The 12,466-nt window shown below is 48.3% G+C and carries 10 protein-coding genes; all 10 read right to left on the minus strand.

The features are described from left to right. Positions 1 to 51: 51 nt before the first annotated feature. Complete coding sequence (locus V7051_RS01745) at positions 52 to 333, minus strand: DUF2442 domain-containing protein (protein ID WP_333873166.1); 282 nt, start codon at positions 331 to 333, stop codon at positions 52 to 54. A gap of 3 nt (positions 334 to 336) precedes the next feature. Beyond that, on the minus strand, positions 337 to 594 hold the full coding sequence (locus V7051_RS01750) for a DUF4160 domain-containing protein (RefSeq protein ID WP_333873167.1): 258 nt from the start codon (positions 592 to 594) through the stop codon (positions 337 to 339). A gap of 2 nt (positions 595 to 596) precedes the next feature. After that, on the minus strand, positions 597 to 1,235 hold the full coding sequence (locus V7051_RS01755) for a DUF2887 domain-containing protein (RefSeq protein ID WP_442919723.1): 639 nt from the start codon (positions 1,233 to 1,235) through the stop codon (positions 597 to 599). 38 nt (positions 1,236 to 1,273) lie between these two features. Continuing rightward, positions 1,274 to 1,819 (minus strand): hypothetical protein, encoded by a 546-nt coding sequence (locus V7051_RS01760; RefSeq protein WP_333873168.1) that lies wholly within the window; start codon positions 1,817 to 1,819, stop codon positions 1,274 to 1,276. Further along, entirely contained in the window at positions 1,816 to 2,064 is a 249-nt protein-coding gene (locus V7051_RS01765; protein WP_333873169.1) for a nucleotidyltransferase family protein, read from the minus strand. Before V7051_RS01765 ends, V7051_RS01760 begins: the two co-directional genes overlap by 4 nt. Before the next feature lie 81 nt (positions 2,065 to 2,145). After that, on the minus strand, positions 2,146 to 3,045 hold the full coding sequence (locus tag V7051_RS01770; RefSeq protein WP_334181108.1) for an Rpn family recombination-promoting nuclease/putative transposase: 900 nt from the start codon (positions 3,043 to 3,045) through the stop codon (positions 2,146 to 2,148). Positions 3,046 to 3,119: 74 nt separating this feature from the next. Further along, positions 3,120 to 5,963 carry a hypothetical protein gene (locus V7051_RS01775; RefSeq protein ID WP_333873171.1) on the minus strand — a complete coding sequence of 948 codons (2,844 nt, stop codon included), beginning with the start codon at positions 5,961 to 5,963 and terminating at the stop codon, positions 3,120 to 3,122. Next, entirely contained in the window at positions 5,960 to 8,539 is a 2,580-nt protein-coding gene (locus tag V7051_RS01780; RefSeq protein WP_334181109.1) for a hypothetical protein, read from the minus strand. Before V7051_RS01780 ends, V7051_RS01775 begins: the two co-directional genes overlap by 4 nt. Positions 8,540 to 8,605: 66 nt before the next feature. Further along, positions 8,606 to 10,051, minus strand: a complete 1,446-nt coding sequence (locus tag V7051_RS01785; RefSeq protein ID WP_333873173.1) for a mannose-1-phosphate guanylyltransferase/mannose-6-phosphate isomerase — start codon at positions 10,049 to 10,051, stop codon at positions 8,606 to 8,608. A 320-nt stretch (positions 10,052 to 10,371) separates the two neighbouring features. Continuing rightward, positions 10,372 to 12,177, minus strand: a complete 1,806-nt coding sequence (locus V7051_RS01790) for a glycosyltransferase (RefSeq protein ID WP_333873174.1) — start codon at positions 12,175 to 12,177, stop codon at positions 10,372 to 10,374. Positions 12,178 to 12,466 lie beyond the last annotated feature (289 nt).

A 12,466-nucleotide genomic window follows, 5' to 3' on the forward strand; every position in this document is an offset into this window, starting at 1 on the left:
GTTTTTCATTAGACTATTTTTGAAATGCGATAAAATTTTTGTGCACTCATATTACTTTTCAGTGTCTGTGGCTTTATTGGCAAACGTTGCTTGCTTTTGTAGTAAATCGAATAAAAATTCCGGCGCTAAATCGGCACCATTTGCCCAAACAACGGTGCCTAATTCAGCGTGCTGATGTGCGGTTTTGAACATCTGAGAATCTTGCAGTGGTTCAAATACTTCACCCCAAAGTTCGTCAATCAAATTAATTTCACCCGCTACGCCGTTATTAAACGCGATACGCAAACGGTAGTTTTCTTGTGGCTCAACAGAAACTGTATGCAAAAAAGTCATTATTTACTCCAGTGGCTCAATAGGCATTAAAGGTTTGCGCTGAGTGGCCAGATTCCAATCCTGCATCAATTGCTCTTGATGCAAATCAGCCCATTCCAATACGGCGCGAAGGGCGCGTTTGGGAAATTCGCCACGAACAACACCCGATTCGATTTCAACCGAAATTTCGTAATTACCGTAGCGAGCATGAAAATGCGGCAAGGGATGATCAGCCCAGTTCATGTAAATGATAATTCCCAAAAAACGCGATATTTCAGGCATTGTCAGTATGCAAAATAAAGAGGGCAGGCCCGTTTGTTTAGGTCGGGCATACCTTGCAGCCATTCGTGCAATTCATCAGTTTTAGTAAAATCCAGCAACGCATCGGCCAAATCTTCCAATCGTTCCAGCGGCAGTTCGGGCAGACGCTGCAAGGCGGTCTCAAGTTGCGGTTGTACGCCGAATTTGCGACGCAATTGACGAGTGAGTAACGCAACGCATTCTTCTTTTCTGCCTTCTTTTCTGCCTTCTTTTCTGCCTTCTTGCAGGCCTTCTTGTCGTTCTTCTTCAGCAATTTCCTGATAAAAACGGGTTTGTTTTAGTTCAATATCGTTTAAGGCTAACATGGCTTTAATCTCCTCACGGCTTAAATGCGGCAATTTGTAGACCAGAATAGTTTCAATAAAATCCAGACATTCCATGCCTATCTCATCGCGTCGACCTGATAATTCTCGCGCCAGAGTTATTGTCTGTTGTTTATGGCTGGCAATCAAGCGTATCAATTCTAATGTTGGCGTTAATCCTGATTGGTTTTGATAGTCTTCGAGATAAACTCGGTGTAATTGCGGCAAATTCATAAACGGTACAAATTCGATGCTGGCTGCTTTTTCGGTACGGCGATCCGGGTATATGACTAATGCCAACCAAGAACGACCCGGTTTGTGCAAGCGTAAAAAGATTTTTAATTTTTAGGGCATTGATAACTGGCAATAACAGCCAAAAATTCTTTAGTAAAGTCTGGCGTTATTGGTCTAATGGCTAATTGATTTTCACAAAAAGATATAAATTTATTTGCGGCAACATATAAAACCGTTGTTAATTCATTCAAAGTATTGAAATGCTCAGCGATTTGAAAATAATCTATTTCATAGTCATGTGCGGCTAAATTACGCGCAGTTCTTAATAATTGCCACTCTTCAATTGAAACAATAACCTCTTGTTTTTGGTAGAAAGCGAGTATTTTTAAAAAGTTGTTTGCATTTTCTCCCGCCAACAAATGTGCATGACGCATTGCAGCCGCCAAGGTATCTTGAAGCTTAGAAAAGCGCTCATTAAATGCCGATAAAGTTTCAAACAGGTTTTCTTCTTTTTTACGATGTTCTAATTCTGAGCCTTGTAATGGAAAAGGTAATTTTTGAATAGCAGCATTTAAAAAATACACGCACCGCTGAATCGCTTCAAGTAATTGTGCTAAATGCGCTTTTTCTGCTTCAAGAAGTTCTGTCATAACAATATGCTGTGTTTAAAAGCAATCCTTTGAAAGGGGGTTTGTGGCTTGCCGTATTGGGTGATCACTAAATCAACAGGTAGTTGTAGCTGTGCTTCAAGCTCATTTTGCAATCTCATTTTTTCCAATAATTTTGAATCTATCTGCGTTTCAATTAACAAATCCACGTCACCGCCTTTTTTCATGTCATCTACGCGGCTACCGAATAAGTAAACATTGGCATCCATTCCCAAAATATTTGCCACTGTCTGCTTGATAATTGTTAATTGGGAATTTGTTAATCGCATTGAGTTATTGGGGCAGTCCGTCATTAAAAAATAAAGGGGTCAGGCCCGTTTGTTTAGGTCGGGCATACCTTGCAGCCATTCGTGCAATTCATCAGTTTTAGTAAAATCCAGCAACGCATCGGCCAAATCTTCCAATCGTTCCAGCGGCAGTTCGGGCAGACGCTGCAAGGCGGTCTCAAGTTGCGGTTGTACGCCGAATTTGCGACGCAATTGACGAGTGAGTAACGCAACGCATTCTTCTTTTCTGCCTTCTTTTCTGCCTTCTTTTCTGCCTTCTTGCAGGCCTTCTTGTCGTTCTTCTTCAGCAATTTCCTGATAAAAACGGGTTTGTTTTAGTTCAATATCGTTTAAGGCTAACATGGCTTTAATCTCCTCACGGCTTAAATGCGGCAATTTGTAGACCAGAATAGTTTCAATAAAATCCAGACATTCCATGCCTATCTCATCGCGTCGACCTGATAATTCTCGCGCCAGAGTTATTGTCTGTTGTTTATGGCTGGCAATCAAGCGTATCAATTCTAATGTTGGCGTTAATCCTGATTGGTTTTGATAGTCTTCGAGATAAACTCGGTGTAATTGCGGCAAATTCATAAACGGTACAAATTCGATGCTGGCTGCTTTTTCGGTACGGCGATCCGGGTATATGACTAATGCCAACCAAGAACGCCCCGGTTTGTGCAGGCGTAAATAGAGGGTTATTTCGCTGAACAGCCGATCATAAAAATCAATATCCGCTTGATATTGTACTTCGGCAAAAATAACCGGCAGTTCCAGATCATCAGTTATGGGTGTAAACAAGCCGTCTATACGAAAAGCCGTTTGCTTTATTTCTTCTGAACCGAACCGATAACTGTCGTTTCTGTATGGCAGGCCAAGAAGCTCTAACGCTAATGCGGGCTTGCGTTGGAATAGCCGGTAGAATAATGTATCGGTCTTCATTGTTATTCATATAAGCTTAAGCAGCTGAGCATCGGCCATCTATCTTCAACACAAGGAACTAACGCGGTTAAGATTCATAGCCCCGGCTCTCTGAGTAACACATCTTTAATCAGATCGATCTGAGCCTCGGCCTTGATCATCTCTTCATTTAGCATACGCTGACGGGCATCGCTCTCGGCAAATTCGGCTTCCAACTTGGTGATGTGATTCTCTTTTTGTTCCAGCTTGGATTGGAGTTGATCAACTTCATTTTTGAGTTGTGTAGCAATTTGGGTTTGCTCTTGACTGATTTGGCTAAGCCTAGTAACTTCATGCATCAGCCCATCGCGCCGTTCGATCAGCGCCGATTTGTCCTGCTCCAGTGTGCTGTTGGCCTGGGTGAGGGCTTCGATCTGCGCTTGCCGCTCTTCCGCTTGCTGGGCGTGAACGTCACGTTCCTGCGTCAGCCCGTCAATACGCGACTGCCGGTCGGCCGCAAGTTTCGCTTGCTCATCACGGGCTTGGCTGAGCGTCGCAACTTCATGCATCAGCCCATCGCGCCGTTCGATCAGCGCCGATTTGTCCTGCTCCAGTGTGCTGTTGGCCTGGGTGAGGGCTTCGATCTGCGCTTGCCGCTCTTCCGCTTGCTGGGCGTGAACGTCACGTTCCTGCGTCAGCCCGTCAATACGCGACTGCCGGTCGGCCGCAAGTTTCGCTTGCTCATCACGGGCTTGGCTGAGCGTCGCAACTTCATGCATCAGCCCATCGCGCCGTTCGATCAGCGCCGATTTGTCCTGCTCCAGTGTGCTGTTGGCCTGGGTGAGGGCTTCGATCTGCGCTTGCCGCTCTTCCGCTTGCTGGGCGTGAACGTCACGTTCCTGCGTCAGCCCTTCAATACGCGACTGCCGGTCGGCGGCAAGCTTCGTTTGTTCATCGCGGGCTTGGCTGAGCGTCGCAACTTCATGCGTCAGCGCATCGCGCCGCTCGATCAGCGCCGATTTTTCCTGCTCCAGTGTGCTGTTGGCCTGGGTGATAGCTTCGATCTGCCCTTGCCGCTCTTCCGCTTGCTGGGCGTGGACGTCACGCTCCTGCGTCAACGCGTCAATACGCGACTGCCGGTCGGCCGCCAGCTTCGTTTGTTCATCGCAGGCTTGGCTGAGCGTCGCAACTTCATGCGTCAGCGCATCGCGCCGCTCGATCAGCGCCGATTTTTCCTGCTCCAGTGTGCTGTTGGCCTGGGTGATAGCTTCGATCTGCCCTTGCCGCTCTTCCGCTTGCTGGGCGTGGACGTCACGCTCCTGCGTCAACGCGTCAATACGCGACTGCCGGTCGGCCGCCAGCTTCGTTTGTTCATCGCGGGCTTGGCTGAGCGTCGCAACTTCATGCGTCAGCACATCGCGCCGTTCGATCAGCGCCGATTTTTCCTGCTCCAGTGTGCTGTTGGCCTGGGTGATAGCTTCGATCTGCCCTTGCCGCTCTTCCGCTTGCTGGGCGTGGACGTCACGCTCCTGCGTCAGCGCTTCAATGCGCGACTGCCGGTCGGCCGCAAGCTTCGTTTGTTCATCGCGGGCTTGGCTGAGCGTCGCAACTTCATGCGTCAGCGCATCGCGCCGCTCGATCAGCGCCGATTTTTCCTGCTCCAGTGTGCTGTTGGCCTGGGTGATAGCTTCGATCTGCCCTTGCCGCTCTTCCGCTTGCTGGGCGTGGACGTCACGCTCCTGCGTCAGCGCTTCAATGCGCGACTGCCGGTCGGCCGCAAGCTTCGTTTGTTCATCGCGGGCTTGGCTGAGCGTCGCAACTTCATGCGTCAGCGCATCGCGCCGCTCGATCAGCGCCGATTTTTCCTGCTCCAGTGTGCTGTTGGCCTGGGTGATAGCTTCGATCTGCCCTTGCCGCTCTTCCGCTTGCTGGGCGTGGACGTCACGCTCCTGCGTCAACGCGTCAATACGCGACTGCCGGTCGGCCGCCAGCTTCGTTTGTTCATCGCGGGCTTGGCTGAGCGTGATGATTTCGTTCTGTAAATCGCTATGCAGCTCTGCTTGTATAGATCGATCCTGCGTCAGCGCTTCAATGCGCGACTGCCGGTCGACCGCAAGCTTCGTTTGTTCATCGCGTGCTTGACTAAGCGTGATGATTTCGTTCTGTAAATCACTACGCAGCTCTGCTTGTTTAGAGATAAGTTGCTCCAGCGTTACTTTTTCCGAAGTAAGAGCAACGTTTTCTTGATCGAGCTTTTCGATCTCTGGTGTCAACGCAGCATGCCAGTCACGCACAAACAGGGCCTCACCGATATCTGGGTGGTTGCCTTCGGTAACATTAATACAGCGATAGCCATGGGGCTTGAGAAAAACTTCAATATCCTTGAGTGTGCCGACAGTTGGGTCCTCAGTTAGCGGCTTGAGCAGAACACGCAACCAAAGAATGCTCCAACGATCAAGTTCGCTGCCCGCGCCCTGAAGAATAGGCAGAGCCGGCAGACAATCAATCAGGGTCCAGATTGATGAAGACTGCTGCAAAGCGATAAAGGTCTCATCGTTCAACAAACTATCGAGCCGCTGGGTCTGATAACGTATTTGTTTAATCGTGCGCAGATTAGGCCAAAGACTACCGAGCTTTTCGGGTGGGATAAGGCCGTCTTCGGCAGGATTAGTAGCGTTATAGTAGTCGGCTTCACCTTCGCTTTCGGCAAGTACCGCACATCGAACCAGCCAAGCAGGGTTTTCGATAGTCATTTTGACAGCCCAGTCGAGCCGTGTTTCGTCAGCATCAAGAATCAATGCACAGGGTACATGCCACTGCCGCCAGAGGTGCATGTCGCCATTGCCGGTACCGGCACCTATGTGGATAACGGCTTTCGGCGGCACGATCTGGCGCAGCAGCTCAATATAACTGGGAGCCGAAGCCGTTTTAAGATTTCTGTTCGGTATTGGCAGTGTCATTTGATCTTGCGTGTATTAGTAGTTACAGCCGATTTGGGTTTAGCTGACGCGGCTACGGTAGGATTGGCTAAAACGGGTTCTTCTGAGCCGGATTTCGCCTGTATTTCAGCGGGTGCCGGGTGTGGAGCAATACGCAAGACATATATGCGCTGCATTTCCTTAGCCATTTTGATCCAGTCTTCCCATGGACGCTTCAGTTGCACGCCGTTGTTTTGTAGAGTGGTAAGTATGGCGGGTAATCGTACAATAAGGACACTGAGGAAGCCGCGATCGCCTGCCGAAATACGCTGCAAAACGTCCATATCCATAGATTCGGGTAGGGCAAAACGTAATTCAAGCTTAGCTCCAAAATCATCATAAGACTCGATGAACCAGCCTTCGAAATGCGCATGGCAGGCCTCTTCGGGAAATTCGAGTTTGGGATAGGCACCGAAGTGATTCGGGCGCACGTTGGCGCAAGAAAGGCGAAATTCGAATTCAGGCCAACGCTTGTTGCCGAAGACTACGTTATTAAATCGTAGCCAGAGGTGTTCGTAGTCGGGATTGACTTGTTCTCTTTTTAGGGCAACTTGATCATAACGAAATATCGCGGGGAATTTTTCGATGACCTCCCTAAGCCTGCCCAATCCAGCATGTAATGGTTCTGCATTAAATCCGACAGGTATGGCCTGATAGGAAGGTTGTTCGAGTATACCTTCCAGCAAGCGAGTCAGCACATGAAGGAGGTTCCAGTCGCTGGTAGCAAGATCAAGCAGGGTTTCAATGCGCTGTTGTAGAATGTCGTCTTTGCCGATGGGAATGATCGTAAGTTCGTCCTGAGTTGCAGCATTGGCCGGCCAACGAGTGAGCATGCCATCAATGCCAGATTTACGAAAAAAAACAAAACCCGCAACACCCTGCTCTATGATGGTTTTGAACTCTATCTCGGGCAGACTGCGGCCGGCAGCATTTAGATTTTTCAGGCGCCAGATCGTCGCGTTATCTTCATCGTTCTCAGCAGGAAAAACTTCTATCGACTCGTAATCGCAATAGTCCGGATTACGCTGGAGCATACGCTGCCAGCGGGTCTCTGTATTTTGCAACTCTCTTTGTTTATCCTGATGTTGTAGAAAATAGTGTTCGAGCTCTTCCTGCACTTGATGGAGTTGCAACAGGAGCAGTTCGTTTTCCTGTTCGGCATCCTTAAGCCGAGCCTCAGCGTCTTTTTGCTGCTGCGCGTGACCGGCAATGGTGTCGTTCTGCTTTTGAGCAGATTCATATTTTAGGAAATACGCTTTGAGTTCTTCCTGCACTTGCTGAAGTTGCAGCAGGAGTAGTGCGATTTCCTGTTCGGCATCCTTAAGCCGAGTCTCAGCGTCTTGTTGCTGCTGCGCGTGGTCGGCAATGGCGTCGTCATGCTTCTTGGTGAGTTGGTCAATTTTCGCCTGAAGCTCGGCGGCGAGCTTGCTTTGTTCGTTATGTGCTGTGGTGAGGATGGCGACTTCGCCTTGCAGGGTGCCGTTCTGCTTTTGCGCAGATTCGTGTTTTAGGAAATACGCTTCGAGTTCTTCCTGCACTTGATGAAGTTGCAGCAGGAGTAGTGCGTTTTCCTGCTCGGCATCCTTAAGCCGAGCCTCAGCGTCTTTTTGCTGCTGCGCGTGGCCGGCAAGGATGTCATCATGCTTCTTGGCGAGTTGGTCAATTTCCGTCTGAAGCTCCGCCGCGAGCTTGCTTTGTTCGTTGTGTGCTGTGGTAAGGATGGCGACTTCACCATACAGGATATCGTTCTGCTTTTGCGTAGATTCGTGTTTTAGGAAATACGCTTCGAGTTCTTCACGAGCCGCTTGCAACAACGCCATTTCGGCAGATCGATCCCGCAGGGCGCGGTAGTCGGCAATGATATGTTCGGCCGAGAGTGGCGTAGCGTTAACGGGCTGCTCTGTCTCGCACAAGCGGGTGAGCGTGGCGGCTAGCTCATGCTGTAAGCTGGCGGTCTGCGGGTAGTCCTGACACAGTTGCTGCGCCAAATAAAGAGCCAGGGAATCGTGCGCAATGTAGATGGAACTTGCAATGGCTGGAGCTGCAATTTGCAACTTCCACTGCTCGGCACAACGCTTAATCAATTTATGGGGGTTCTCAGCGCATTCGCGGGCGTCAATCAGCAGACTGCGTTGCGGGTTACGGAGATGAAAGCGCAATAGTTGCTGATAATGTTCTTGCCAAGCATATATGACCTCATCAACGGAGCCGATCTTAGTTTGTGAACTCATTGCGCTGGCGAGCATTTGCTGCGGGGACACACAAACAAGAACAAAGTAAAGCCGTGGATCGAAATTCAACCAGAAATCAAGCATCCAAGTGCTACGCGTATCAGCCCAGCCCCAAAGATTAGACTTGATATTAGCGCTAAAGATATCGCCTGCCAGTTGCTCCATAAATCGACCGGGATTGGCAATTGTATAGCCAGTTTCCACATCTTCGACATCCATGGTCAAGGCTTGCTCATGCCAAGATGCAATATCGAACAAATCGCCTTTTTGGGCAGGCTGAGGCAGTTCCATACCCGCCTCTCCAAAAATATCATAGACGAGTTCCAAATCAGACTGGGTTGCGCCGGTAATACAGATACATTTCATTTTGAGAGCTCTTTCATGTTCTTGTGCTTAAATGCTACGTCCATAGATATCTTCAAATCGAATGATATCATCTTCCCCTACATATTCCCCGGTTTGCACTTCAATCATTACTAAAGGTATCACTCCAGGGTTTTCCAAACGATGACGATGACCGGCAGGAATATAGGTGGATTCGTCAGTACGCAGCAGTATTTCCTTATCACCATTGATTATCTTTGCCGTGCCGCCTACTACGACCCAGTGCTCACTACGATGATGGTGCATTTGCAGCGAGAGGCTGGCGCCTGGTTTGACTTCGATATGCTTGATTTTGTAGCGCGGGCCTTTTTCCAACACGGTATAGCTTCCCCACGGACGGAAAGCGGTAAGGTGGGTATGGGCAGATTCATGGCCTTGCTTTTTGAGGCAAGCAACAACTTCCTTGACCTGCTGTAGTTGATCACTGCGGGCAACCAGCAAAGCATCGGCGGTGTCGATCACAATCATATCCTGCAACCCGATAGCGCCGATGACTCGTGACTCGCTATGCAGGTAACTATTTTGTGTAGAGATGGCCACCACCTCCCCTATGATACGATTGCCCTGTTCATCCGGTGGAATGAGGCCAGCCAATGCATTCCATGAACCGATGTCGCTCCAGTCAAAACTGCCACGCACGACTGCAATATCGCTGGATTTTTCCATTACCGCATAGTCGATAGAATCATCAGGTAATTGGCGAAAGACTTCAGCAGGAAATTCTAAATGGTCATCGGTCGGCTGAGTATTTTCATTGGCGGCCTGACTTACGATACGGGCACAGTCAAGAATTTCCGGGGCATGTTCGGCGAGCGCTTGGAGCAAGGCACGGACAGTAAAGCAGAACATGCCGGAATTCCATGTGTAATCGTTGCCGGCGAGGTAGCTTTGGGCTGTGTCGAGATCGGGTTTTTCTACGAAGCGGGCAACACGATAACCCAGATTATCAATCGCTTCGCCTTGTTGAATATAGCCGAAGCCGGTTTCAGGAGCAGTGGGGGTAATGCCGAATGTGACAAGATGGCCGCGAACGGCGAGTTGTATGGCTTTTTCCACCGCTTCAGCAAAGGCCGCCTCATCGGAGATGAGATGGTCTGAAGCAAGGACAAGCATTACGGAGTCTACACCATGACGATTTTCTGCCTCAAGCGCTGCCAGAGCGATGGCAGGCGCCGTATTGCGGCCGAATGGCTCAAGCAAATAGCAGGCTTGGGGAGCCGCGTTGATTTCGTGACTCGCTGAGAGATATTCATCCCGACAGCGAAAGTAGTAGTCTCGGTTGGTCACAGTGAAAACTTCCCCTACACCCGGCAGCACAAGAGCGCGGCGGTAGGTTTTTTCCAGCAGAGTCTGTCCGTCCGGCAAGCGTATGAAAGGTTTTGGGTTGGATTCACGCGAGACGGGCCAAAGGCGGGTGCCTGCACCTCCTGAGAGGATGATGGGAAGTAAATTCATGGTGATTATAGATGTTTGTTAACTTGCGAAGCGGTTGTTATACGTTCTTAATTCAGTGTCTGATTTACGACAGGATACAACATGATTTGCACTACTAAGGCAGCATTTATTTTACATATTTTTATATGTCTGAAAAATAAGGATCGCAATCAAGTGTTGCTATAGCCAATATGGAAATTGTAACTAAGGGAAGCCCTGATTAAATCCTTCGACAGGGCCCTCCTGATAGTCGAAGGGCTCAGGACGAACAGCGGTAAGCTGTTGACACCGTTCGTGGTGAGCTTGCGAACCATGAGCGGAATCAATTTGTTCAGCACTTCCTAAGACATATTGGCAAAAACATACCGTAATCTTTTCCGATAATGCTCGCCGATTATATGAGGTAAAAATCGGTTTTGTATAACTGATGCAACTGTTGTTTTACGTTTACGCCCGTTACTTGCGACATTTCGCATAATGTTTGCAGCAACGCATATGTCTGGATTGGCCCAAAATTGACCAAAAGACTCAACATAGTCCTCCTCTCCGACTGGAATTGGCTGAAAGGGTACTAAATAAGCATTACTCTGTAAACAGAAATCCACATTCCCCCCATGATCGGTGACTATTACCTTCAAACCTAGTAGCAGCGCTTCTGCGATACCGCGACCAAAGCCTTCGGCGCGATGCAGGGAAACAAAACAATCGCAAAGCTTATACAGTCCCAACACATCGGGCTTGCTTAACATCCGGTCGATGATATGTATGCGGCTGTCGTGCTCTGCAAGTTTCAAAATCGTTTGCCACGCGGGGTTATTTACATCGGGGCGCATGCATTTAATCACCAGACCCACGGGCTCATGACCACCTGGAAAGGCTTTTTGAAAGGCCTCAATCACACCCAGAGGATTCTTGCGTGCTAAACTTGAATTGCCGTCAAAAGAAAACACAAACAGATAGTCGGACGCTGGTAACGACCATTGTTTTCGAGTGTATTGTTTCACTTTGGGAAGAGCAACAGCCATGGGCATGGTTAATACCGGTACGGAGCTTACCATTTCCGCCGCGTGTCGAGTATGTTGGCTGGATACCCAAACTTCATCAGCCAAGCTAAAGCAGTGTTGCCAGTTAATCGGCCAGTTTTTCAGCTCCCAAGGCCAATAACCAATGGTGTAACGATTTCTGAGTAATGCTTCGCCTTGTTCGGCATAAAGCCGCAGGTGTTCCAACGCGGTTAAACAGACAATATTGATAGGATAAATGGGAGCATCGGTAACCCATTGCGCTATGCTGCGATCATTTTGCCGAATATCGTCTCCAGGGCGGAAATTAATAACGGTAAAAGGAATATTTGCAGCCTGCAGCGCAAGCGCCGCCATCCGTACGTCTTCGCCTATACCGAGTTCACCAAAGGCGTAGCCGATCAGGTTAACGCCAAAAACAACATTGGATGCATTATCATGAGGTAGAGAAACACTGTGTTGAGGCTGAAGCAAATTCAGGATAGTTTCTTGCGTGCCATGTTCTTGCAACCATTGACTGTATTCTGATTGGCCTTGTAGCGTTTTGAGGTTGAAGTGACTTTGCAGATCGGGGCGCGCTTCGTAAATTAAAGTTTCTATGAAAGTAAAGCCTGTGGATAGTTTTTTTTCAAAAAATGTTCTTTGGGCATCAGCTATATCTTTTGAGCATAAATCCAGTTCTTTCCAGCCGTGCAGACAAAACCATTGAAGCAAGGTAAGTTGCTGTGTTTCTGTCGTTAGCTTTTGATCTATTTGTAGATCCAATCGAGCCGTCACGACTAAGACCATCAAGCGGGTAATTGCACCAGAGTAGCGGGTGACCGTTATATCGGCGGGCTGCGCCAATACATTCCAAAAAGGCCGCAACTCACTTAAAGCAGAGTATTCCTTGCGCCCATGAACCACACACCAAGCCAAAAAACCAACTCTACCTGCGATGGAATCAAGAGGAAAATCCTTTTGCAAATCATGTGATCGCAACTGCCAAATAGCAAGATGCAAGCCATAAAATGGTGAAAAACCAGGTACATCAAGCACTTCTATTGGCTGTTGATAATATTGATATCCTTTACCAATAGCTTTATGAAACTGTATTGACGGAAAAAATTGATTGAATTGGAACATTGAGTGATTAAGGGAAAACCATTAGGCGTTATTGCAATCATACTTTTGTTAAAAATGACAAACTCCGCTAGCAATTCCATTTGAAAAACTGCAAGCTTACTCAAGAATACCCTCCGAGCATCTGCTTTAGCGTGTCGATCATTATTCTATCTGCCGCCTAGCTTTTTAATACTATGATAATCTTAATTGTGGAGAAATTTGGTTCGAACAGCATTAGTTCATCCCAATGCTGATACTCCTCTCCGCAACCTAACATCGGCTGTTAAACTAAGAGTTTTCCAGACGTATG

This window comes from Methylobacter sp., assembly GCF_036845245.1.
In the GTDB taxonomy this organism is placed as follows: Bacteria; Pseudomonadota; Gammaproteobacteria; order Methylococcales; family Methylomonadaceae; genus Methylobacter_A.

Excerpts from the sequence above, each read along its gene's own strand:
- V7051_RS01745 (WP_333873166.1), bottom strand. The coding sequence starts at position 333 with ATGACTTTTTTGCATACAGTTTCTGTTGAGCCACAAGAAAACTACCGT.
- V7051_RS01785 (WP_333873173.1), bottom strand. The coding sequence starts at position 10,051 with ATGAATTTACTTCCCATCATCCTCTCAGGAGGTGCAGGCACCCGCCTT.
- V7051_RS01790 (WP_333873174.1), bottom strand. The coding sequence starts at position 12,177 with ATGTTCCAATTCAATCAATTTTTTCCGTCAATACAGTTTCATAAAGCT.
- V7051_RS01760 (WP_333873168.1), bottom strand. The coding sequence starts at position 1,819 with ATGACAGAACTTCTTGAAGCAGAAAAAGCGCATTTAGCACAATTACTT.
- V7051_RS01750 (WP_333873167.1), bottom strand. The coding sequence starts at position 594 with ATGCCTGAAATATCGCGTTTTTTGGGAATTATCATTTACATGAACTGG.
- V7051_RS01775 (WP_333873171.1), bottom strand. The coding sequence starts at position 5,963 with ATGACACTGCCAATACCGAACAGAAATCTTAAAACGGCTTCGGCTCCC.
- V7051_RS01770 (WP_334181108.1), bottom strand. The coding sequence starts at position 3,045 with ATGAAGACCGATACATTATTCTACCGGCTATTCCAACGCAAGCCCGCA.